At 68.7% G+C, this 25,474-nt stretch carries 8 protein-coding genes; 5 read left to right on the top strand and 3 right to left on the bottom strand.

The window, feature by feature from the left end; all coding sequences use genetic code 11:
• Positions 1 to 24: 24 nt before the first annotated feature.
• Together AC1VNM_RS28460 and AC1VNM_RS28455 are read right to left on the bottom strand one after the other, a co-directional pair.
• Positions 25 to 13,893, bottom strand: a complete 13,869-nt coding sequence (locus AC1VNM_RS28460; protein ID WP_483109348.1) for a C80 family cysteine peptidase — start codon at positions 13,891 to 13,893, stop codon at positions 25 to 27.
• Between the two features lie 1,043 nt (positions 13,894 to 14,936).
• Positions 14,937 to 17,156: a C80 family cysteine peptidase gene (locus tag AC1VNM_RS28455; protein WP_483109136.1), complete on the bottom strand. Its 2,220-nt coding sequence runs from the start codon at positions 17,154 to 17,156 to the stop codon at positions 14,937 to 14,939.
• Positions 17,157 to 17,442: 286 nt separating this feature from the next.
• Here AC1VNM_RS28455 and AC1VNM_RS28450 point away from each other — a divergent pair, with 286 nt between their 5' ends.
• The 5 genes from AC1VNM_RS28450 (at position 17,443) to mdoH (ending at position 24,825) form a co-directional block, all read left to right on the top strand.
• Entirely contained in the window at positions 17,443 to 18,891 is a 1,449-nt protein-coding gene (locus AC1VNM_RS28450) for a HAMP domain-containing sensor histidine kinase (RefSeq protein WP_483109135.1), read from the top strand.
• Positions 18,849 to 19,490, top strand: a complete 642-nt coding sequence (locus tag AC1VNM_RS28445) for a hypothetical protein (RefSeq protein WP_483109134.1) — start codon at positions 18,849 to 18,851, stop codon at positions 19,488 to 19,490. The genes AC1VNM_RS28450 and AC1VNM_RS28445 overlap by 43 nt, the downstream gene beginning before the upstream one ends.
• Positions 19,491 to 19,521: 31 nt before the next feature.
• Positions 19,522 to 20,883, top strand: a complete 1,362-nt coding sequence (locus tag AC1VNM_RS28440) for a sigma 54-interacting transcriptional regulator (protein ID WP_377156983.1) — start codon at positions 19,522 to 19,524, stop codon at positions 20,881 to 20,883.
• A 244-nt stretch (positions 20,884 to 21,127) separates the two neighbouring features.
• Positions 21,128 to 22,636 (top strand): glucan biosynthesis protein G, encoded by a 1,509-nt coding sequence (locus AC1VNM_RS28435; protein WP_483109133.1) that lies wholly within the window; start codon positions 21,128 to 21,130, stop codon positions 22,634 to 22,636.
• 11 nt (positions 22,637 to 22,647) lie between these two features.
• Positions 22,648 to 24,825, top strand: a complete 2,178-nt coding sequence (mdoH, locus tag AC1VNM_RS28430) for a glucans biosynthesis glucosyltransferase MdoH (RefSeq protein ID WP_483109132.1) — start codon at positions 22,648 to 22,650, stop codon at positions 24,823 to 24,825.
• 191 nt (positions 24,826 to 25,016) lie between these two features.
• Here mdoH and AC1VNM_RS28425 read toward each other — a convergent pair whose 3' ends face one another.
• The gene (locus AC1VNM_RS28425; protein ID WP_377156989.1) at positions 25,017 to 25,421 is read right to left on the bottom strand and encodes a GFA family protein; all 405 of its coding nucleotides are present in this window, start codon (positions 25,419 to 25,421) and stop codon (positions 25,017 to 25,019) included.
• Positions 25,422 to 25,474 lie beyond the last annotated feature (53 nt).

Here is a 25,474-nt window from a genome sequence, read left to right as displayed (position 1 = left end):
GTTCACCGCCCGACAGTCGCTGCGTCAGGTCGTCTGCGCGGACAGCAGCGCCTGCGGTGACGGCATCCGAGGCACCCCGAAGGATGAGGTCCCGCCGAAGTCGGCCTCCTGGTGCGACGACATCGCCTGCTTGAGCAGGTTGGCCTGGCGCGCGGAGTCGCCGCCATGGGCCCGGTCCGACGCCGCATCCTCCGCACCGTGCGTGCTGTCCCCGTCCTGAGCTTGAGCGTCAGGTGCATCGGGGACGGACGGCTCGTCCGTCTCCGGAGTCGCGACCTCGAACAGGATGTCGGCTTGGACAAATCCCAGCGACCGGGATTCCTCCAGTGAACGCCGCAAGTCGTTCAACGAGTTCTGAAGCTCGGTGTCCCGATAGGAACGGCCCTCCGGCGAGCCCAGTTCGATGCGCTGCCCTGTCGCGACGGCGCGCAGTGCCTGAAGGTGGAGATAGGACGTGTCCAGCACCACACCGGCGCCCGAGGACGCACGCAGCCTGATGTGCTCGGAACGGACCGCATCGAGGAGACGCTTGAGACCTTGGAGGACGACGTAATCCGGTGCCGCCATGGTGGGGGCCTGTTCCCCATCATCCGGACGGACGAGCCGAGCATGGCGACCGATGAACGCCGGCATCCAGTCGTCGGCGTCGACCACTTGGGCCTGGCCATGATGCAGCAGGCCCAGCCCTCGGGCGAGGCCGAGCGCATTGGCCAATGCCCGCCAGTTCCCGCTTGCCGCCCAGCCCATGGCACCCGCGAGCGCAGTGACGGCGGTGGCGTCCGAAGACCACTCCGGGCCCTGCGTTTCCGAGAGCCACTCGAGAAACCTTGCCGCATAAGCGCGTGCGATCTCATCATCGAAGTTGAGAAGACCCCTCAACCTCCTTGCGTCGCTCATCTGGATCATCGGTGCGGTTCCTTTCAGTCCGCCCCGGACGAGGCCGAGCGCATCCATCCCGAGATGCCGCAACAGCCTGCCCAAGCGCGAGCCAAGCTCGGTTTCCAGCAGGCTGAAGGGCGGATTGACGAGGACGTCCTGCAAGACGACCTCCGGCGACAGATCGCCGAAGAAGCCGTGCAACTGAACCGCACGGTCGACCTGCTCTGCCGTCTGGATGCCGCCGTCATGCAGCGCCTGCGCGTCGTCCTCGCCATAGCCCGCGGCCACCAGACGATGGAACGGGTGGCCGAGCAGACCTTCGCGCCAGGCGGCTTCCAGAGGCTGCTTCGACGAGACACGCAAGGTCTTGCCTCCCACGTCCTGCGACGTCCAGCCGTCTTCCCGACCGACAGGCGGCCTCGACGAAACGATCGCGACATCCAGGATGCCGTCGCGCCTGGCCTGCTCCAGGAAGGGGAGCGCGGCCTCGATCAGGCGCCGGTCCAACCGATCCTCGGGCGAGCCGGTCGCGGGCACTTGCAGACGCAGCAGCTGCCTGCCGACGGCTGCGCGCAATGCCGCCAGACGCAGGGGGTGCGGGCCGAGGGCCTGCTCCAGATGCTCGGGCATCTGCAGGGTCGGCTCGGGCGTGTCGCTGGCGACCAGCGCAACCGGCAGTGCGCCGAAGTGCTTGCGCAGCAGGATCGCACGCGTCACGCGCGCCTCCGTCCGGACATTCAGGTCGTACAGTTTCCTCGCATCCTCCGCGTCGAATCCGCCATCCATCAGCACCGGGATCGCCTGACTGACCTTGCCTGAGCGCCAGGCTGCTTCCAGAGCCCCCGCCGATGACAGGTACCAGGTCTTGCCGTCCACCACCTGGGTCGTCCACGGACGGAGCAGATCGACGACGGGCATCGGCGAGGCGATCGCGACGTCGAGGAGATCGAGCTCTCCCGCCTTCTGAAGCGCGGGCAGCCTCGCCTCGATCAGGGCCATGAACGCCTGCTCCCGCGGCGACTCCCCCGGCGGCACATGCAGCCGGAGCTGCTGTCCGCCGACGGCGGCGCGGAGCACGGCCAGGTCCAGATATTTCGGTCGGAGGGCTTCAGCCACGTCCGCCTCGTGATGCCCCATCCTCCGGAGCTCGTAGTCCAGCGTATGGAGAAGTCGCTCGTAGGTGAAGAGGACGATGTAAAGCGGCGCATCGAAGGTGACCGTCTGCGCACCGTCTTCCGGCGGAGCCAGCGATGCGAAGCCGCGCAGCGCCTGCGGGTCCCAGACGGAAGAGTCGCCCACCGTCGACTGACCGGCAACGCGCAGTCCGCTTTTGGCGGCAAGCTCGATGGCGTCCTGCAACGCCCGGTTCATGCCGCCCGCCGCCTGGATCAGACGCAGCGCGATCGTGATGTTCGCGGAGGCGTGGACACCCTGGGGATTGGAATCCTGGGCCTCATGCAGCCACGTGCGCACCTTCGACACCAAGGATCGAAGCATGCTCATCTCGATCAACGGATGGCCGTTGTCCGGCAGGAGTCCGTCGATCAGACCGGTGCGCTGGACTGGCGCGAGACCGTGACGGACGGCCGCGGAGCTGGCCTGCGGGCGGCGCCTCCACCAGGGTAACGAGCTCAGGTAATGCGCAAGCTTGAGCTGTCCGTCGTCGAAGGGTTGCTGCTCCAGCACGTTCTCGGCGACGAGCTTCCAGGACAGGCCGTCGAAGAGCTTGCGCAAGTCGATCGCACGGGTCACCTGTTCCAGCGTCTGGACGCCGCGCTCGAACAATGCCTTCGCCTCTTCTCCGGTGAAGCCGCCGGCCAGCAGGCGCGGGACGGGCTGGCCGGCCTGAGCCTCGCGGTGCTCGGCGACGAGGTCGACACCCGGCGAGAGGTGCAAGGCCTTCCCGTTCGGCCCCAGCGGCGCCCAGGGCGCCGCCTCGCCCACCGGAGGCATCGACGAAACGAACACCACATCGAGCAGGCCATGGTCCAAGGCAATCTGCAGCCGAGGCAGGGCGTCCTCGATCACGGAACGGAGGGCCGCCTCCTGCTGCGACGTCCCTGGCCGCACCCGCAGGTGGAGCGTCCGATCGAAGGCTGCGGCCTCCAGCGCGGTCAGGTGGAGATACCACGGCGCGGTGACGCGCATGGCCTTCGCCTCTTCGTGGCGCGCCAGAAGCTTGTCGCGCAGCCTGTCCACAAGATGCCTGGCAAACACGGGGCCGAAGGGAATGATCGCCGGATCGGCGGTCGCGTCCTGATCGCCCTCCTGTTCGTCCACCTGCGCGGACGGATCGCGCCTGGCGTTCAGTGCCGCCTGGATCTGCGCCACGAATTGACGGTGTTCATCGTCCTCGACCGAGCCGGGGTCGAAGAACGGCAACTGGGCATTGAGCCGATCGATGTGCCGGCCGGCGGCGCGGAGGCGGACCACTTCGAGCAGCGTCTCGGAAGACCGCAGACGCTGATCGCTCCAGTGGGACCTCAGCTCGTTCAATATCCTGATCTCCTCCTCACCCAGCGAATCATGACCTTGCACGTCGTCCATGAGGACAGCCAGCGGCAGCGGGCCGAAGTGGCGCCGCAGGTCGATCGCCCGCTTGATCTGCGCCTCCTCACGCAAGCCAAGCAGGAACAAGGACCGGATCTCCTCGTCGCCGAATCCGGCGCCTTGCAGCGCATTGACGGCGGGACGCGGGCTCGCGCCGGCTTCGACGGTGGTGAAGGTGACCTCGCTGAACCAGGCTTCCTTCGGGAATACGCCGCTGACGCCAGTGAGGCGGTAATGGCGGTAGGGAATGCCTTTCGTGTCGATCAGTCCGAACTCGTTCCTGCCGTGCTCCACGCCGCGAATGGTCCACGGCATGGAGACGTCCATCCACGCGCCGTCCTTGCGCCTCGCCTCCACCTTCCATTCGGACAGTGAATTGCGCTGGTCTTGCGAAAGCTCTGGGGACGACGATGATGAAGCGTGCGTCAGCGTCAAGCCTTTCAACGCAATGGGATGTGCAAAGTCGAACTGGATGAACTTCTCGGGATCCACCGAGATGTCCGGCTTCGGCTTGCCTTCCTTCGGCGAAGGGTTCGATGTGGCCGGTCGCCACGCGACGACCTCGTCAGCCCCTTCAAAGCCGTCGACGAGGTTCTGAGGCTGGGAGCGGCCGTCCCAGGCGCCCCCGGCTTCATATTCCTCGACAGCGACAAGACCCTTCTTGTACAGGACGACCAGTTCGGGCAATGCGGGAACGATGGGTAGCGAAGGGCCCGGACTGTGAGCGCCCGAGTACGTCAGCCTGCTCCGTATGGCATCCCGCACTCGAATGGCTGCGTCATGCCTGGCGATCAGCTCGTCGGGATGCTCTTTCGGCACGTCCCCGCCCTCACCGACGAGTGCGCCGGGACGGAGGTCGTACGCGACACCTTTTTGCCACGTGCTCTCGCTGTCCTTCACGCTGAAGTCGTCACCGGCATCGTTGAGCTTGAGGAAGTACTTCGACACATACCGGTAGGCGGTGATGATCGGCTCCCCGAACGCCTCCGAGGCCTCGACGCTGACCAGTCCCGAGCGGTCGGCCGACCCTTCGTAGCGTCGACGGTTCGCATTGCCCAGCGCCACGTCCTGCGGCGACACGCCCGCCTCCCGCAGGCGGGACAAGGCGCAGTGGTGGACGACACCCGCCTGCAGCATGCCTGCCGTCCACTGGTCATCCATGGTGTCCGCGGCGAGCATGGCGAGTGCCAGCTCGTGCACCACGGCAGGCGGACGTCCTTTCAGTTCCAGGACCTTCGCGAGCAATGGCAGCGCGAAAGGTGTCGACGGCTTCTCGCCATCCAGCATGCGGATGAAGTCGTCCAGCGCCTCGAGCGCGTCGTCCCCCCGCTGGCTCTGGAAGCGGGCGATGGCCCAGGACTCAAAAGCCTCGAATTGCGCCATGGAGAGTTCGCGACGCAGGATCCGCTCGTCGTACGCCCAGGGCGCACGGCGTGAAGCGAGCTGCCTGAGCATCGGCGCCTGGCGATCGGACGGCGTCAGATCGCTCGCCACGTAGTCGTCGATGAAGGCTGCGGGCAGTGACCACGTCCCCTCATCGATCAAGACGGTCAGCAGCGCATGCAATCGCCGCAATTCGTCCGTGGTGCTGCTGCGGATCTGCGTGGCGACGGGCTCCGGCATGCCCCGCGCCTTCAGATAGGCCACGACGTCGGCCTGCGGATGGCGGCGGGATCCGTCGGCACGGATCGCGGCGGCAATGTCCGCGACGCCTTTGGAAACGGCGTCGAGCTGCGTCTCGGAGGCGCGGAGATGGGAGACCTCCAGGCCAGCCAGCGTCGACACCTGCCAGGCCGCGGGATCGCGGTGGTAGTCCATCAGCAGGACCGTCGCCGGGTGGTCGCCGGTGCTGCGGCCCTCCTCGCTCGCTCCGTGCCTGCGCCATTCGACGGACTGATGCATCCACACCTTTCGCGGTGCCGCCGAGAGGTCCCAGCGCTCTTTCGGGTCGAACAGGACCAGATGCGCGCCGGGCGCCGTGGCCAGCACGTCCCCTTCCGTGCCGGCAGCCAGATGCACCATGAACCCGCCCTGCATGACAGGCAGCGCATAGCGCCTGCCAGCCACCTCCAGCGAGAGGTGGCGCGCGCGCGGCGAGGTCGCGTGGTTGCGGACGGTGACCTTGCCACCGGCCACGTGGATCTCGAGATCTCCGCCCGAACGTGAGAAGCGGATGCCCTCCAGGAATTCGCGTGCGCCGATGTCCTCGATCAACAGGACGTCCTGCGCCGGATCCATCGCGGCGTTGTCGATGACGAGCGATTGCCCGGCGCGGATCCGGTAGGTGTCCGCACCACCGCCGCCCCGCAGGACGGTGTCGTCCGGGAATTGCCGGGCATCGATCCTGTCTTCCTTTTCCGTGCCGTGGCCCGGGATCGAGGCCGGAGCGGGCATCCCGGACGCGGGGCCAGGCTGCAAGCCCTTGTCACCCACGCTGGCGGCCTTGAGCGAGGCACGGACGCGAACCGGCCCGTCGGCCGGTTGGCCGGGTTCCGGCAGGACCAGGGCGACGGGCGCATGGCTCTTGTCCTTCGCCCACACCATGATGCCGACCGCGCTCGCTGGCGTGGCGACGTTCCGCTGCCCCGACAGCCGCAAGCGCAACGGGGCGAAGCCGGTCTTGGCGTTGGCCGGCGGCGTCTCGACGATGAGCAGGTCGTCACCTTCCGCGCACAGGCGAAGGCGCTCGACGGGAACGTCCAGGGAAAGGTCCATCGGCATCCCCGTCATCGGCATCACGCGGACGTCGCCCCCCCCGGAAGAAAGTTGGAAACGGTTGTACGCCCCGTCGCCGGAGAGCGTCCTTCGGGAGTCGGGAAGCTCCGTGTTGATCACGAGGTGCTTGTCGAGCTCCGTCAACGGAACGGCCTTGTCCCCGATCACCCCGGGATTGATCAGGGAGACGACCGTCCCGACCGCATCGACGAACACCACCGCCGGCGCGGAGACGCCGCGCGACGGCTCGAGCCCGTCGAAGTGGCGCTTCAGCGTCAGCGACTCCTCGCCGATGAGCACGACCAGATCCTGTCCGTCGCGGCGCAAGGACAGCGCCTCGTGCAGCACGTCGATCTTGAGCAGCAGGCTGGAGGTGGCGTCGCCACCCACGTCGACGCTCGCGCCGCTGACCCCGCGCGTCCACACGGCCGCGTCATTGGACGTGACGAAGATCCGGTTGTCGTTGCGGATCAGATAGGTGTTGCGTCCCCCCAGCCCTCGGATCTCCCCGTCCTCGGACGAGATGTCGAAGCGTTCGTCCTTCTCCGAGCCGACGACTTCGGCCTTCTTCGCATTCCGGATGTTGATCCGATGAACCCCGACGACCCTGCTCGGCTGAAAGACATTGTTGTGGTCGAAATGCACGCGGAAGCCGGGATCCGATCCCGCGGGCTCGAACGGAAACTCTGGGGACAGAGGCGGATGGGCGGCCGCTCGCTTGTGGGCGAAGGGCGTGAACTCGATCGTCAGATTGGACTGTCCGGCGTCGATTCGAACCTCGTCGTCACCGCCGCCGCCGAAGATGTCGACTGCGGTCTTCCCATCGATCTGGTAGATCTCGTCCCCCGGACCGCCGTGGACAGATCCATCCCTCACGCCCTCGAGTTCGAACAGTTGGCGGGATCGCTCGTTCCGCGTGTCTATGTTGTACATCTGACGGTGGTAGCGGGGGTAGCTTCTCAACGAGAGCCACGCGGTTCCAGGCTGAAGATCCGCACGCTGGCGATCGCGGACGATCCTGAGCACATCCAGGGCCGACGTGCGCGTCGGCTGCAGCACGTAGCTGTAGTGATCATCTTCCGTGCGGTCCGCAGTCTCATTCCTGAAGGTCGCTGGCCTGGCGCCTGCCTGGATCTTCGGGACGACGAAGCGGTCGTAACCCTGCTTGGACAGCTGTTCGACCCGGAACTCCAGGAGCTCCTGCTCCTGAGCCTCGATCGACCGTTCCAGGCTGACCGCATTCAACCAGGCGCTCTTTTCCTTCTCGGCGCGCATGGTGACTTCGGTCGAGAATCCGAAGGCCTTCGCGAAGAAGGCCAGCGCGATGTCACCGTCGCTGGTCGATGCGCGGAGATGCTGGCCGAACTCGTCGAACCAGAGGACCGCCTGCGTCAGCGCGTTGGCAACGAACATGGCCAACGCCAATGGCGCCGCCACGCTGCCCATGATGCTCGACGCCACGCCGAGCGCGGTACCGGAGACGGCCGCGGCGCCGCCCGCCACGAAGGTCGCGGTGCCGATCACCGCGCCTGTCACCGCCATGGCGGCCGAGACGGACGTCATGACGGTGTTGGCGATGAGGCTCTTGCCGGCGTGGCTGTCCCACGCCTGACCGCTTGCGATGAAGTCCTGCCATTGCAGCACGCACGACGCCACGCCCAGACCGGCCATCGCGACATTGGCGACGCCGCCCGCGAGCCCGGCGCTGATCCCGCGGAGCACGCCGGAGCGCGCGACCGGACCCAACGTGCTCATCGCGCGGCCCGCCATCATCGCGAGCGGGGAGATGACGATGCTCAGGCTCTGCGTGACGCTCAACCCCTTCGTGGTCGGGCTCATCTGATCCCAGTTCGCCAGGATCTGTGAGATGCCCAGGATGGTGTCCATGAAGTCGACCGCGCCGTCCAGCTTGTCGGAGAACGCCGCGACGGATTGACTGCTGGCCGAGGGCCGCTCACGCGCTGCCGTCATGAAGCGCCGGACGCCGTCCGGCGCCGAGTCGACCAGCAGGCGATAGGCCTTGTCGGGAAGCTTGTGCAACGCCCGATCCGCATAGGCGAGCTTCACCAGTCCCCTGCTGTCCATGAACGCCTGAATCCGCCCTGCATCCAGTCGCAGCCCGCTGCTGTCGGCCGTCACCACGCCGATCTCCTGGAGACTGGCGAGCGAGTTGCTCCTGTTCAGGCCCTGCATCTTGTTGAAATCGATGCCGTCGTCGTTGCCGGCTCGTCGGCCGATCTCCCTGGCGACTTTCTCGATGGGCGTGTCCGCCGCGTGAGAGCCCCTCGGCGGCGCCATGCCCGCCACGTCGTCGATGCGCTGACCGGTCCTTGCCAGCCAGTCGTCGAAGCCCGCGCGCGTCTCCGGCGACAGGTCCCGCAGGATGTCGCCGAGCAGGCTGGTGGGGGCGGCGTCGTCGCCGCGCGCTGCCTTGAGCAGCTCGGCATCGTTCGAGAAGATCCCATCGGCGTCGGGGGTGGTCGCCGCCGTCAGCCGGTCCGCGATCTCACGGGCCGTTGGCGAGGGCTCGTCGATGAACGCCGATCCTGCGCCGGACTGGTTCTCCCGCGCGCCGATCCATTCGCCCATGGCGCGCAGCCGGTCGGCGATCTCGGCGTCGGGCCGGTCGGTCAGCAGCGTCACCCATTGCTCGAAGAGGTCGGCATCGATCTTGAGGCGAGCCACGGGATCGCCCGGCATATCGGCGATCGCGCGCAGCAGATCTCGCGTCAAAGGCTCGCCGTCGATCTGCGCTCCCAGCGTGGCCAGGAAGTCCATCGGCACATCGATGCCGTCCACGTGCAGCGTGCGTCCGGCAAGCCCATCCGCCACCGATTCCCCCGTCCGCGCGTGCCGGTCGTCCAGATGCTCCGCGCGGCGGTTCCACGCCGAGTCCTCATCGTCGGCCTCGGCCCCGGCCCCCGGCCCGCCGTCCGGATACTTGTCGATCCGCTCGATCCGGCCCGTGTCGGGATCCTTCCTGAACATCCACGTCACGCCGCGCGCATGGTTCATGGCCGCGGCCCCCGGATACCTGACAGTCCTGCGGGACGGCTCCTTCCCTTCGAGCTCGAGCTTGCGGGTCAGCACTTCGCCATACGCCACCATGGTCGCGTCCTTGCGAAGGATGCCCTTGTCGATGGCGGCCGCCATGAAGGCGTCGGCGAAGCTGTCCGCCAGCACCGGCGTCTCGATCGCGCAGGAGACGAGCGTGAGCTTGCCTGCCCTCGACGTCAGCCCGATGTCCTCGATCACCGAGGCCACCCGATCCGCCAGCGCCGTGGCGCCGTAGCCCGACAACTGCTGCGTCCGCGTGGCGTGATCGTGGCTGCCGTGGCCGCTGATCTCGATCTTGACGGGCAGGGCGGCGCCAGCCCGCTCCAGGAGGTCCTTCCCGTACCGGATCACGTGATGGCCGGCCCGATCCACCTGGATCCACACCGTCTCGTCGGGATGGCTGCGGAGGGTCCGATGCGCGCCCTTCCACATGACGAGGTCGTCCTCCATCTGCAGGTGGACGAGCAACCTGGCCCCTTCGCCGGCGGCGCGCATGTCCGGCAGCGCGCCGTCATCGGCGGGGCGCCACGACGTGGCCGGCTCCAATGCCCTGATCGGCAACTCCCGTGGGTCCAGAATTCCGTGAAGCTCCTGCAGCGCCGGGACGTCCCAGCGCCACTGCCCCTCCTTGCGTTCGGCGAGCACGGACCGCCCCGCCGTCACCCGGTCCTCATGGATCGTCAGTTCGCCGGGCACGCCATTGCGCACAAGGCCAGGCGAGTGGCCGAACTCGGCGACGATGAACTCATCGAGCATCCGCAGGTCGGCGTCCTGCAGCCGTCGGCTTTCCGGGCCGCTCCCGGCATCGGACGGCCTGAACCTCAGCAGCGAGTCGGCCTGCGGGCCGTCCTTCATCCCGGGCCAGACGATCCGTATCGTCCCCGCCGCCCGGTCGAGCGTCTGTGTCGCCTGGGGCATGAACCGGGCCAGACGCGCCAACGGGGTCGCCTCGTCCACCCCGACATCGATCGGGGTCTGCAGCGAGGCCATCCTCGCCTGCCGTTGTGGCAGCAGGCTGGCCAGCAGATCGCCGCGATGGACCCGGCTGCCATCAGGATACGAGGTCCATCCCACGCCCGGGGCCGGGGCGTCGCTCAGATAGATCGGCGTCTGCAGCAGATGGCTGCGGGCCAGTTGCATCGCCGTGCCGTGCACGACGTCCAGAACGTCCAGTGCCGCGTGGTCATTCGCGTCGTCCGACAGGGACATCCGGATCACGGCGTCCGCATCGACGGCGAACGGGCGTTCGCTCAGCATGACCTCCAGGAGCGCCAGGGTCTGCCGCGCATAGGACCGCCCGACGGGATCGGGCCGGGTCTCGAGGGGGAGCCTGTCCATGGCGCTCACCGCGCTTTGCAAACCGAAGAGCAGGGCCGCGTCATGAAGCGGGACGTCCATCGACGGGTCGAAGCGCTGGAGCAACTGCGACGGCATCCGCGCCCGTTCGACCAGACCCGTCGGGAGGCCGCTCCAGGACAGCTCCGCAACATCCCGGCCAAGGGGATCGCCGATGTCGGACAGCTGGATGTAGGCCGCGCGGAGCTTCTCTGGATCCCGCTGCCAGACGCCGTCGGCGATCAACCTCGCCACAGGGGGCAAGGCGCCGACCGGGATGTCGTCGTCCAGTTGGGAGAACAGCGCTGCCAGGTTGGCCCGCGTGTTCTCGACCACGGCGTCGGGAGCGCCGGCCGTCAGTGTCATGAGGCCGCCCCTGGCTTGAGTCGATGTCAGCGTGGAGAACAGCTCGGAGAGCCTGCCGGCCGCGCCCGGTCGAAGATCCCGGACCTCGGACGGCTCGACGGTCTGGATGGCGGCCAGTCCGTAGGAATCGCCCTCCCCGGCGGGGTACTTGTCGGTCCGGACGATCTCGCCGGTGCCGGGGTTCCTCTTGAAGACCCAGGTCACGTCGGGCGCACGGGTCGTCTCGTCCGCGCCCGGATACCGTCGCGTGAACCGGGACCGCGCCTCTTCGCCCGCCTCCAGGTGCATCTTCAAGTGCTCGCTGTACGAGACCAGTGCGGCGTCCGGGCGGATCACGCCCTGGCGGATCGCATGATCCAGGAACTCGGCGCCGAAGCTGTGCTGGACCGACGGCGTCTCGAGCGCGCAGGAGACCAGCGTGACCTGTTCGGCCCGGCCCTTCAGCTGGAGCTGGTCGAGCACCTGGGCGACCCTGTCCACCAGCGTCGTGGAGAGATACCCCGACAAGGCCTGCGACCGTGTCGCCAGGTCATGTCGTCCATGGCCTGTGATCTCGATCTTGACGGGGAGATCGGCGGCGGCCTGCCGCAGCAGGCGCTCTCCCCACCGGATCACGTGGTTGCCGGCGCTGTCCACCTGGATCCAGACCATCTCATCCCGATGGCGGACGATGCTCCGACGCGCATAACGGAGCATGACCGGATCGTCCTCCATCTGCAGCAGCACGCGGAGCTTCGAAGCGCCTCCGCGGGGGAGTCTTTCCTTCGGCCAGCGCAGGCCGTGGAGATCGAAGTCCCACGACGACACCGGCTTCGATCGATCCGCCGAGCCTCCGCCGTGCCCCACGGCCGACCAATGTTGGCGGAGCGCTTCATGGACCGGCACCCACCCGCCGTCCTTCCGATCGGCAAGCGTGGCGCGGCCGGCGGTCAGCGCGACCCCGTCGAACCTCAAGTCGCCGGGCACGGCGTTCAACGACGACACGGACGAGTCGAAGAACGCGCCGACGAGGAACTCGTCGACGGCACGGATCTCGGCCTCCTGAACGCGCTGGCTGTGCGAGCCGGGCATGGCATCGGCCGCCGCGAACCGCAGCACCGAATCGGCCTGCGGTCCCTCCGGGGTCCTGGGCCAGACGATCGTGATCGTGCCCGCGCCCCGGTCAAGCTGCTGCTTCGCGTCCGGCATGAACGCGAACAGGCGGGACAGCGGATGAACCTCGTCGAAGTCGGCGCTGCCGTTGGTCCGCGCCCGCGTGATCTGCGCTCGACGCCCCGCCAGCAGGTCCGGCAGGAGATCACCGTGATGGACGCGACTGCCGTCCTCATGGCGCGCCCATCCGGCGTCGGATGGCTCCCGCGCGAAATCCGTCAGGTAGACCGGCGCCGGCATGACGCCCTTGCGGGCGAGCTTCATCGACGTGCCGTGCACGATCTCGAGGACGCGCAGTCGCGCGCGATCACCGGCCTCTCCGGACGCGGCCAGGGCATCCAGGTGATCCGCATCGACCGTGAACGGCCGTCCGCTCAGCGTGGCCTGCAGCAAGGCCAAGGTCTGTCGCCCCAGCTGAAGACGGACCGGATCGTTCCCGGTCCCGGCGGCCCCCCCGTCCAACGCGCGCACGCCGGCGTCCACGCTTTCCATGAACGCGAATTCCTCGATCGGGAGTGCCAGGGTCCTGGGGGAGCGCGACAGCAGCGCCGACGGCATGCGCCCTCGATCGACGACACCCATCGGGCGATCGTCGACCTGCCAGTGACGAGGCGCCTGCGGGAAAGGGTCGTACGCACGGGAGAGCGCGACAAACCCGTCGTGCATCAGGTCCGGGTCCTGTCGCCAGAGGCCGTCGGCGATCAACCGCGCGGCGCGCGGCAGGAGGTCAGCGTCCGCCTGCGGCTGCTCGGCGCCCAGGTCCCCCAGGCGGCGCAGGACCGCCGTCGCGATCGCATCGGGCGTCTCGCCGAGGAGCACGGCCTGGAATCCCTCCGTCGCGTCGATCGGCACCTTCTTCAACGTGCCCTTCAGCGTCGAGAACAGCTCGAACAGCTTGCCGGCCTGACCGGCCTGGGGAATCCCGCGTGCTCGCTCCGGGGCGACGCCGACGTCATCGGCACCATCGAACGACAGGGCCGATCGCCGATGTTCCGGTGAAAGATCATCGACCTCTCCCCGCCCCAGCCCCAGCGCCAAGGCTTGGACCGGCATCGCCGGATACTTGTCCCGGACCGTGATTTCTCCGGTCTCCGCATGCCGCTGATAGATCAGCGTCACATCGGGCGCGCGATGGCGTCTCTCCGCGCCCCTGAACGGCGACGAGGTGCGCCGCCAGTGTCTCTCGGGGACGTACATCAAGTGCCTGTAGGCGGTCACGGACGCCGAGGGGGTCACCAGCCCGTCGCCGTAGGCACTGCGAAGAAACGGCTCGGCAAAGCCGGTGTCGGCTGCCAGGGATTCCAGAGCGCAGGAAAACAGGACGACATGATCCGCCGGCCGGTGTATCCCGTACCCGCGCAAGGTGTCCGTGGCCAGTCGCGACAACTCCGTCGGTCTGTGGTTGCCCACGGTGATGGTTCCACCGTCGTTCCACACCCGGAATCCATGACCGGCGATCATCAGCTTGATGGACGTTTCGGGTCCGACCAGCTGCGCGAGCGCCTCGCCGTGAACGATGCGCGACTCCCCGGAGGGGCCTCGCTGAATCCAGATCGTGAAGGCGGGCGCCTTGTCGGCCAGCGCGTTGCCCAATGCCTGGCTGGCGTCGTCCGCCTGGACCTGAAGGACGATGCGCAACTCGTCCAGGATCCCTGCCGTTCGCGTGACACCCGGCGACTTGCCGGGCAACGACCATTCGGACAGCGCAGGTTCCTCCTTGATCCAGTACGTGCCGAAGGAGGAGATGGCTTCCCGGACTGCCGCTCGATCGAGGCGCCAGCCCTCAGGGGAATGCTCGGCCAGTGTCAGGCGCCCGGCCCTGATGCGTCCGGCCTCCATGACCAGGTGGTCGGGCAGGTTCCAGGTACCGTCGAAGTGAGCGACGGCGAACGCCTCCATCGAACGGAGCGTCTCGTCCTGGCGCCTTCGCGCAGCCTCTCCGTCCTCCGGTTGCCAGGGCTCGAACCGCATCGTCTTGGTATACGGTGCGCGCGCGTCGGTCAGTTCGAGCGTGAGCGTCCCCTTGCCGCGATCCAGGATCTGATCTGCTTCGGAAGAGCGCATCGCAAAGATCTTCCAGGGCTCGCGATCGTCGATGACCGGTGGCTCACGCCGGACCGGCTGGCCAGCGGGTCCGGCGGCACTGGACACCACCGCGCCATCCTTCCAGGACATGATCGCCGGCGGCGCCAACGCGCCCTGCCCGGCTGCCCATTGCACGTCTGGAAAGACCTTCCAGAACGCCTGCAGACGCGCCTGATCACGGGGTGCCGAGGAGCCGGTCAGCGCCTCGATGGTCTCCGCGTTGACCCTGAGCGTGTGTCCGGCCATGGCGGCTCGGAGGACCTCCTCGATCAGGTGGGACAGCTGCCCCCGCACGCCGGGTCCGGCAGCATCGGCCGGAAACTCTCCCGACGATGCCAAGTCACGGATCCGTTCGTTCACGGCCTGCACAGCCTGGAGGAAGAAGGCAGTGACGCTCGACAGCTTCGCACTCTTCGGTTTGTGCGATGAGAACGCGTATTTGACGGATTCAGGATCCACCTTGGCACTCACGTCGGTGCCGCTCAACATCTCATCGGGCAGCAGGTTGACGTACTGTTCGGACGTCGTGCCGATGGCGTACGTCTCCGGATGACTCTTCCCGACGATCTGCCGGATGACGTCGTACGCCCGATAGAGTTGTTCAGGATCAGCTTCCCAGAGCCCTCGCGCGAGCGCCGAAGAAGCCTCTTCCAGCAGCCGCGCATGCGAAGGCCCCGAACGGGTCACGTCCCGCTTCGGTCCGAGGATCTGCCGGGCAGCCTCCACAAGCTCCGGTGGGCAGAGGGGGATCGTGGTGGACGACGCCTCGGTCGCCCACGACGCCTTCCATCGCTGCGTCAACAGGAGCAAAGCCCCTTCCGCCTCGATGCCGGACGGCCCGTTGTCGTACGGGTTGGTCCGGTGCATGAAGCGCGCCCCGGTATCAGGCAGCCCGTCCCAGTCGTCCTTGAGGACCGGGAGCCGGCGCGCCCCCTCGTCGGCGGCGCCGTCCGTCCGATCGCCCGGCGGCATCGACGGTCCGCCGATCGGTTCAACGTCGGGGGGAACTTGTCGCGCCGGGTGACCTGCCGCGTGGCCGGATCGAACTCGTACACGAAGGTCCCTTCAGGGGCGTGCGTCTCGTACGGCCCGCCCATGTAGGACTGCAATTCGCGCGATCCGCCCGTCGCCACCCGGAGCGCGTGGGCATAGGCGGTCAGCGTCGTGACGCCGGGGCTGAGCAGGCGCTCGCCGTGCGCCGCGCGGAGGAACTCGCTGCCGTAATCATGCGGGAGGACCGGGGTGGCAAGGACGCAGGTGTCCAGGGTGATCTGGTCGACCAGCCCGGGGGGCAGTCGCAGCTCCCAGAGTGCCTTGCGCACCCGCTGAGCCAGCGCCTTGGGCGAGTAACCGGAGAGCGCGGCCTGCGCCCCTCGACCTCGCCGGCCAGCGTGACCGACGATCTCCAGCTTGACGGTGCCGTCCTTCGCCAGACGGCCGAGGAGCTCCTCGCCGGACACGACCCGCACACCGTGGGAGCGATTGAGCTGGACGTGGACGGACTCCCCCGGGTGCTTCGCCATCAAGGCCGCGGCGGTGCCCTGCATATCGACCTCCCTGGGCCCGTCCGGCTCCAGCTGCAGGATGAGGCGCAGACGGGGCACGGCTGGGTCTTGAGAAGCACGCCTCGGGGCCACGCGCGACTGCATGTCTGCAAAGGACCCGACGACATCGTGCGAGGCCAGCACGGTGAGGGCCTGGTTGATGGCGGCGGCATCGGCGGACCAGCGTCCCCCTGTCCGGGTGGCGACGACCAGTTTTCCCGCCAGGATCCTGTCTCCGTCCAGTTGCATCTCCGGAGGGAAGACGACCGACGGATCGACGATGTCCGGCGTGAAATGCGCTCGCACGAAGTCGTCGAGCAGCCGGATCTGACGATTCTGATTCGCGCGCGCTTCGGCGGAGGCCTTGTCGGGCAGAGGATCGAATCGCACGATCGACTTGAACGCGCCGATGCCCCCCGTGGCGCCACGTTCAACGACGATGCGCCCCTTGGCGCGATCGAGCCTCTGCGACACGGTCCCCTGATCGGCCCAGAACGCGCGCAGGGGTGCCTTCGGATCGACCGGCGCATCCGGTCTCATCGGCAGCGGCGGCGGCAACGGTGCCGACAACGCGTCCAGGAGGTCCGCGTCGGTGAACATCAGTCGGCTGTCAGGCAGTTCGCGCCACTCCGGGCGGTTGAAGTCGGAGACGAAGCGCGGGGTCTTCGACAGGCCGCGCTTGGCCAGCCGTTGCAGCATCGGGTAGACCGACCGCAGCGCATCGAGCCGGGACCGGTCCGCGTCCGCCGTCGAGGCGGCCATGGCCGTGACAGCGCCAGCGTCGATCATGAACGGCTCGCGCAGGACGGCCGCCCTGAACACCTGCTCCATCACGCGCGCCGACGCCAGCCGCGCGCCATCGATGCCCGGGGCGGTCGCCACGACCTCCAGCGCGTCGGACATGGCAACGAGCCATGCGGCCTTGTCCCTTCGCACCGCCCGTCCGGCCTGCAGTGCCGCTCGACCGCGAAGCTCGAGTTCAGGTTCCGCCGCAAACCATCCCGGAGCGTCGCTTCGCAGCATCACGCGATCCCTGAACTTGCCGCGCGTCATCTTGAACGCCGACTCGACCTTCCGGTAAGCGTCGTACAGCTTGCGTGGGCCCACGTCGCGCAGCGCCTCGACGAGGGTTTCGCCCGCCTGGCGGAGCTGCGCTTCCATCTGCACCAGGATCGACGGGTCCGACTTCGATCTCGACGTCATGTCGGCCGTGGCGGACCGCGTCGCGATCTCCGGCGAAGCCTCCGGCTTCACCTCCGAATCGAGGGTCAGGACATTCCAGAGCGCGGCGACCGAGCGGTCGACGGCCGTCGATTCGAGGCCGCCGCCGCTCGCAAACTTCGGAAGCACACGCTCCAGATCCTGCGAGAGCAGGTCGAGCAGACCCTGGTTCGCCCGGGCTTCGAGCCGATGCGGCTCCGTGCCCGCCGCGCGGATCAACGCTTCCGTCTTGCGGCCGAGGTGGCGTCGCATCGGTGGCGTCCACGCCGTCGCGCCTTCCTGCTGGGGAACGGGAGACGGCGCGTCGAGAGCAGCAGCGGACGGAGCGGAGGTGTGCGTTTGGGAAGTCATGAAAGCTGTCGCAGGAAATCTGAACAGCGCCTCAGTGACAACCTCCGTCCCGCGGTTGTCGTGTTCGCCGACGGTTCCCGACGGCGAACCCGGGCATCCGACAACCGGACCTCAGACCGGGCCGCAGACTGGACCACAAGCCGGGCCGCAAGCCGGGCCTCAGACCGGCCCACTACACTGCCGCCCGATGCTCAACCGCATTTCCTTCCGCCAGATGCTGCTGATCGGCTTCCTGTCGATCGCCGGCCTGCTCGCCGCCGCGTCGCTGGGCGGCCTGCTGACGCTCGAACGGCTGACCGTGCAGAGCCGCGAAGCCGTCGTGCGCGCCGCGCGCATGAGCAGCGAGGTGCAGCAGCTCGGCGACCGCGGCGTCAGCATGGAACGCGCCGCGCGGCAGTACGCCGTCCTGGAGGACCACGTGCTGCGCCAGCGCTTCGAGGAGGACGCCGACGACGCCGAGCGGCTGCTCGGCCTGCTGCGCGCGCAAGGCCTGACCCCCGCGCCGCTGGACGCCTGGAAGACCAAGCTCGACGAGATCCGCGCGCTGATGGACACGCCCCGCGGCGCCAATCCGCGCAAGCGCGAGACCGACCTGATGACGCGCTTCCGCGAGCTCGGCGGCCAGACCGGCGGCCTCGCCGAGGACGTCCGCAAGCACGCCGAGACCAGCAACCGCGTGCTGCAGGACAAGCTCGAGAACGGCCGCGTGCTGCTCGGCCAGCAGGTGCTGGGCGCGATCGGCGTCGCGGCGCTGCTGTCGCTGGTGTTCGGGATCTTCCTGACCCGTCCGCTGCGCCACCTCGCCCGCGCCATCAAGGGCCTGGGCGAGAACCGCCTGGACGACCGCATCGAGATCCGCGGCCCCGCCGACCTGCGCGTGATCGGCCAGCGCCTGGACTGGCTGCGGCTGCGCCTGGCGGAACTCGATGCCGACAAGGCGCGTTTCCTGCGGCACGTCTCGCACGAGCTCAAGACCCCGCTGGCCGCGCTGCGCGAAGGCACGGCGCTGCTGGAGGACGAAGTCGCCGGACCGCTCAACGACAAGCAGAAGGAAGTCGCCCGCATCCTGCGCGACAACACCGCCGTGCTGCAGCGCCAGATCGAGGACCTGCTGCGCTTCAACGCCGCCGCCTTCGAGGCGCGCGACCTCAAGCCGCAGCGCACCGAGCTCATGTCCCTGATCCAGGGCACGATCGACCACCAGCGGCTGCAATGGCAGGCACGCGGATTGCACATCGCGCTCAACGGCGGACCGCTCGAGGCGGATGTCGACCCGGCCAAGATCGCGGCCGCCGTCGGCAACCTCCTCTCCAATGCGATACGCTTCGCCCCGCCCGGCGGCCGCGTCGACATCGACCTCGCGCGCCAGGGCGGCCAGCTCACCATCGACCTGCGGGACGACGGACCGGGCGTCGCGCCGGCGGACCAGGCCCGGATCTTCGAGCCCTTCTACCGCGGCGAACGCCAGCCCGAAGACGCCCTGAAGGGCACGGGCATCGGCCTGTCCATCGTCACCGAATACATCGCCGCCCACGGTGGTCACATCGACCTGCTGCCCGCCGACCAGGGCGCCCATTTCAGAATCACGCTGCCATGCGCCCACACGCCCCGGTTCCTGAAGTCCACCAACGCCTGACGGCCCGCCCCGCGCCGGCCGGCCCGCGCGGGTCCGCGCCTGTCGCCGTCCGCCTTGCCGCCTGCTTCGCCGTGGGCCTGTCGACGATCGTGGCCGCCGGCTGCGCGCAGCAGCCGCCCCGGACCATCGTCAAGGAAGTGCGCGTGCAGGTGCCGGTGCAGGTGCCCGTCGTCGCGCCCACCGACAACGCGGCGCGCATCGTGCTCAACCTCAACGACCGGCTGCGCCAGATGAGCCCGCTCGAACTCGCGCAGGAAGTCGCCCCGCGCGACGACGGCGCGCTGCCGCCCGGCAACGCCGTGCAGCTCGCGCTCGCGCTGATGTTCAGCCACGCCAACGGCGAGACCTTCCGCGCCCAGACGCTGCTCGACCAGGTCCTGCGCGACGCGCGCCCGGAGGCCGACGAATGGCGCCCCATGGCGCAGTTCCTCGTCGACCGCGTCGCCGAGCAGCGCCGCATGGAAGGCGAGCTCGACAAGACCCGCCTGGCCCGCGACGACCTGCAGCGCCGCCTTGATGAGGCGAACCGCAAGCTCGAGGCGCTGAAGGCGATCGAGCGCAGCCTCGGCGGGCCGCGCTCGGCGTTGGACAAGCCATGAGCGCCGCGCAGGGTCGTTCCGAGGGGCTCACATGAGCGGTGGTGCACGCCTGCTGATCGTCGACGACGACGCCGACCTGCTCAAGCTGCTGTCGATGCGGCTGGAGGCCGCCGGTTACGACGTCACCGCCGTCGGCAGCGCCGAGGCCGCGCTCGCGCAACTGGACGTGCAGCGGCCCGCGCTGGTGCTCAGCGACGTGCAACTGCCCGGCATGGACGGGCTGGCGCTGTTCAACACGATCCGCGAGCGCCACCCCGCCCTGCCCGTCATCCTGCTGACCGCGCACGGCACGATCCCCGACGCCGTCGCCGCAACCGCGCAGGGCGTCTACACCTACCTGACCAAGCCCTTCGACGGTCGCGCGCTGCTCGACACCATCGCGCAAGCCCTGACCCTCACCGCCGTCCACCAGGACGACAGCCCCGACCAGGCCTGGCGTGAATCCATCGTCAGCCGTTCCAACGTGATGGCCGAGGTGCTGGCCGAGGCCCGCCTGGTCTCGGCCTCGCAGGCGCCGATATTGATCCGCGGCGAGAGCGGCAGCGGCAAGGAACTGCTCGCCCGCGCGATCCACGCAGCCAGCCCGCGCGCGAAGCGGCCCTTCGTCGCCGTCAACTGCGGCGCGATCCCGGAGCCGCTGCTGGAGTCCGAGCTCTTCGGCCACGTGAAGGGCGCCTTCACCGGCGCGCTCGCGAACCACCGCGGCCTGTTCCAGGCCGCCGACGGCGGCACGCTGCTGCTCGACGAGATCGGCGACATGCCGCTGCCGCTGCAGGTCAAGCTGCTGCGCGTGCTGCAGGAACATCAGGTGCGCCCGGTCGGCGCCAGCGCCTCGGTGCCGATCGACGTGCGCATCCTGTCCGCGACCCACCGCGACCTCGAGGCCGCGCTGGCCGAGGGCCAGTTCCGCGAGGACCTCTACTACCGCCTCAACGTCGTCAGCCTGACGCTGCCCACGCTGGACGAGCGCCGCGAGGACATCCCGCTGCTGGCGCAGCACTTCCTGCAGAAGCTCGCCGCGAAGTACGACAAGCGCGTCAACGGCTTCGCCCCCGACGCGCTGAAGGCGCTGACGATGGCCACCTGGCCGGGCAACGTGCGCCAGCTCCACAACGTCGTGGAACAGGTCAGCGCGCTGGCCACGTCGCCGCTGATCCCGCTCTCGCTGGTGCAGCGCGCGCTGCGCCTGCCCAGCATTGAAGTACTTCCTTACGCCGAGGCGCGACAGCGCTTCGAACGCGAGTACCTGGTGGGCCTGCTCAAGCTCACCGACGGCAATGTCGCCGATGCGGCGCGGCTCGCCGACCGCAACCGGACCGAGTTCTACCGCTTGCTGCAGCGCAACGGACTGGAGCCGTCGATGTTCCGCGCCGACGGGCCTGTCGCCGATTAGCGACAAGAAAATCCCTTTCAAATCAACGACTTGGAAGAAGAGGCGGCAATCCCGTCGCCTCACGGCGACAGAAATTCCCGTGTGCGGCACCGCACCAACGACGCAAGTCGTTGATTCATAACGGAAATCCCATGTGGCACAGGCCTTGCAGTAGGTCTGTCACATGAGAAATATTCACTCCCCCTCCTCTCGGGTCCTCATCCAGGCGGCCAGTGCCCGCCTCCAGGCCGACCAGCGTCGGTGGATGGGGTCGGTTCTCGGGCTCGCGGTCGGCGCGGCGCTGCTGGCGGCTTCCGTCGCGGCGCACGCCTTCGGCTTCGACGAGGTGGCCGAGCGCGCCAAGGCGCTCGCCGCCAAGCCCTACGTCGCGCCGCCGGATTCGCTGCCGGTCGAGTTGAAGAACCTCAACTACGACCAGATGCGCGACATCCGTTTCAAGCCGGCGCGCGCGCTGTGGCGCGAGGAGAAGCTCCCCTTCGAGCTGATGTTCTTCCACCTGGGCCACTACCAGACCCAGGCCGTGCGCATCAACGAGATCGTCGGCGGCCAGGCAAGACCTGTCCCCTTCAAGCGCGAGGACTTCGACTACGGCAAGAACAGCCAGCTGTCGCCGCAGAAGTGGGGCGACGTCGGTTATGCAGGCTTCCGCGCGCATTACGCGCTCAACAACGACAAGTACAAGGACGAGCTGGCCGTCTTCCTGGGCGCGAGCTACTTCCGCGTGCTCGGCGCCAACCAGCATTACGGCCTGTCGGCGCGCGGCCTGGCCATCGACACCGTCGGCGGCAAGGGCGAGGAATTCCCGCGCTTCAGCGAGTTCTGGATCGAGCGCCCCACGGCCGACGCGAAGTCGCTGACCGTGCATGCGCTGATGGACTCGCAGCGCGCCAGCGGCGCCTACACCTTCGTGATCAAGCCGGGCGCCGAGACGGTCGTCGAGACGCGCGCGCGGCTGTTCCTGCGCTCGCCGGTCGCGACGCTGGCGCTGGCGCCGCTGACCAGCATGTACCTGTTCGGCGAGAACCAGCCGCAGAAGGGCGACTTCCGGCCCGAGGTCCACGACAGCGACGGCCTGATGGTCGCCAGCGCGAGCGGCGAATGGATCTGGCGTCCGCTGATCAACCCGAACGGCACGCTGACGACCTCGTTCACCTTGCCGGGCGTGAAGGGCTTCGGCCTGATGCAGCGCGACCGCCGCTTCGCCAGCTACGAGGACACCGAGGCGCGCTACGAGATGCGTCCCTCCGCCTGGGTCGAGCCGACCAGCGACTGGGGTCCGGGCCGCGTGGAGCTGATGTCGCTGCACACGCCCGACGAGACCCACGACAACGTCGTCGCCTACTGGGTGCCGGCGAAGCAGCCGGCCCCGGGCCAGCCGCTGGACTACTCGTACCGCCTGCACCTGCAGGGCGAGCAGCAGCAACGCCCGCCCGGCGCCTGGGCCGTGCAGACGCGCACCGGCTACAGCTACGCCAAGCTCGACAAGAACGAGCAGCAGTTCATCGTCGACTTCGAAGGCCCGTCGCTCGCCGCGCTGCCCGCCGGCGCCGAGGTCAAGGCCGTCGCCAGCACCAATGGCAACGGCGAGGTCACCGAGGTCAACGCCTATCCGAATCCGGTCACCGGCGGCTGGCGCATGGCCGTCCGCATCAAGCAGCTCCGCCCCGGTCAGTCGACCGAGCTGCGCGGCTTCCTCCAGACAAAGCAACAGGTCCTCACCGAGACCTGGAGCCTGATTCTTCCTCCCCAGTGAAGGAGCACGACATGACCGCATCCCTGCCCACCGGCACCCTGCATCAGGCGGCTTCCGCGCCGGGTCCCGTCGGACCGAGCGCCCCGGCGATCAAGCGCGGCGCGATGGTGCCCCGCGCCTGGGGCCAGCGCACGCCGCCGGTCGAGTCGCTGCCCGCCGCCCAGCCCCCCGAGGCCTGGGAGACCGCAGCGAAGCACCGCCGCAACGCGCTGAAGCTGTCGATCCTCGGCGCCACCGCGCTGGCGACCAGCGTGCTCTGGCGCACCCACAACGGCTGGGCCGCCGACCCCTGGGCCTTCGCGCTGCAATGCGTGCACCTGGCGCTGTTCGCGCTGCTGTTCGCCTGGGTCAGCGCCGGCTGCGTCACCGCGGTGATGGGCTTCTGGGTCATGCTGCGCGGCGACCGTCACGCCATCAGCATCAAGGACGCCGGCAATGACGCGCTCGGCGCCGACGCGCGCACCGCGCTCATCATGCCGATCTGCAACGAGGACGTGACCACCGTCTTCGCCGGCCTGCGCGCCAGCTGCGAGTCGCTCGCGGCCGCCGGCGCGCTGCGCCTGTTCGACGTCTACATCCTGTCCGACAGCAGCGACCCCGAGCGCCGCACGCAGGAGCTGGCCGCCTGGGCCGAGCTGCGCGCGCAGTTCGCCGGCCGCGGCCGCATCCATTACCGCTGGCGCCAGCGCCGGGTGAAGAAGAAGGCCGGCAACGTCGCCGACTTCTGCCGCCGCTGGGGCCGCAACTACCGCTACATGGTGGTGCTGGACGCCGACAGCGTGATGAGCGGCGACTGCCTGCTGGGCCTGGTCCGTCTGATGGAGAAGCACCCGCGCGCCGGCATCCTGCAGGCCGCCAACCAGGTCTGCGGTCACGACACGCCGCACGCCCGCGCGCAGCAGTTCGCGAGCCGCGTGACGGGTCGCCTGTTCGCCGCCGGCATGCAGTTCTGGCAGCTGGGCGAGGCCCACTACTGGGGCCACAACGCGATCATCCGCGTCGAGCCCTTCATGAAGCATTGCGCCCTGGCCCCGCTGCGCGGCAAGGACATCATGTCCCACGACTTCGTCGAGGCCGCGCTGATGCGCCGAGCCGGCTACCAGGTGTGGCTGGTGGCGGACCTGCCGGGCAGCTATGAACAACAGCCGCCGCACCTGCTGGCCGAGCTGCAGCGCGACCGCCGCTGGTGCCAGGGCAACATCCAGAACGCCGGCCTGATCGCCGAACCCGGCCTGCACGGCGTGCACCGCGCGATGCTGGTCACCGGCGCGCTGTCCTACCTGGCCGCGCCGCTGTGGCTGCTGTACGTGGGCCTGGGCGTGCTGCTCTGGAACGTCGGCGGCAGCGATGCCTTCCAGCCCTTCCTGGAAGACGGCTCGCTGGCCCCGGGCGTGGCCACGCTGTGGTTCGGCACGATCGGCATGCTGGTCCTGCCGCGACTGCTGTCGGTGGCCGCGCTGATCCTGCGCGGCGAGCAGTCGCAGTACGGCGGCTCGCTGAAGCTGGTGGCGTCCTGCGCCACCGAGGCCGGCATGTCGCTGCTGCAGGCGCCGCTGCGGATGGTCGCCCACTCGATCTTCTGCGTGGTCGCGCTGACGGGGATCTCGCTGGACTGGAAGTCCCCGCCGCGGGCCGCCGAGGATGTGTCCTGGCGCGAAGCGTTCGCCGCCTACGGCCGCATCAGCGCGGTGACGCTGGTCCTCACCGCACTGATCGGCGCGCTGAGCCCGTCGACGCTGATCTGGATCGCGCCGATCGCCCTGCCGCTGCTGCTGGCCGCGCCGATCACGGTGCTGTCGAGCCGCTCCCGCCTGGGCGAGCGCATGCGCCGCGCCGGCCTGCTGGTGATCCCGGAGGAAAGCCGCACGCCGACCGTGTTGCGCAACGCCTGGGCCTATGGTCGCCAGGAGCGTCATCTCCCCGGCTTCGCCGACCTGCTGGCGAGCCGCCGCCTGACCGCGCTGGCAGCCGAGGCGATGGGTCGCCGCGACGTCGGCCAGGGCACGCGCGCACAGGTCCGTGGGCATCGCATCAGCGAACTGACGGCGCAACCGGGTGCGCTCGACACGATGTCGAATGCCGATCGCATGCGCTTCCTGAGCGAGCCGGGTCACCTGCTGCGCCTGGCGCAGCCGCTGCGCCCCTCGACGTTCACCGAGGTCCGCCCGGACCTGCGACTGGCGGCCTGATCAGAGAAACGCTCCATCGGCCCGGGCACCCGTCGACGAGTCATGGCGGAGGCGCGGCGCCCGGGACCGGTGGTTGCGTTGCGCGTGCGGGAGGCCGAGCGCGGGCGCTCCACGGTGCAGGGGGCATCCCTCCGGGAACCCCCAGCACCATTCCGGCCCCAGCAGCGCTCGCGGTGTTCCCGTTTCGACCGCTACGTCGGATCCCGGTCGTAGGTTCTGACCTCCTCCGGCAATCGGACCCAGCCGTGCATGCGGCAGGTATAGACCGAGTCCTGCGGGGGCGGGAACGACGGATCCGCGAAGGCGCCGACGGCGACGCCGACCGAGCCTTCGACACCCTCTTCCGTGTGGAAGACGTTGCTGCCGCAGACCGGGCAGAAGTGGAAGCGGAAACGGGCGCCTTGGTCCCCGGCGCGCACGAACTCGGTGGCGATGCCGACGACCTCGTAGGGCTCGGCGAAAGCCGCCAGCGTCGCGAAGACACTGCCCGTGCGACGCTGGCACGCCAGGCAATGGCAGAGGCCGGTTCCCAACGGCTCTCCCTGCACCACGATCTTCAATTGGCCGCAACTGCACGAAGCGGTACGTGAAGCCATGCGATCACCTCCCTGGAGACCGTCTGTGGAACGGCCATGCTAAGCGCTGCCTT

This window comes from Mitsuaria sp. MSU3D (assembly GCF_056867975.1).
Note: the sequence above shows the minus strand (reverse complement) of the source record. Positions and strands in the feature narration are given on the sequence as shown.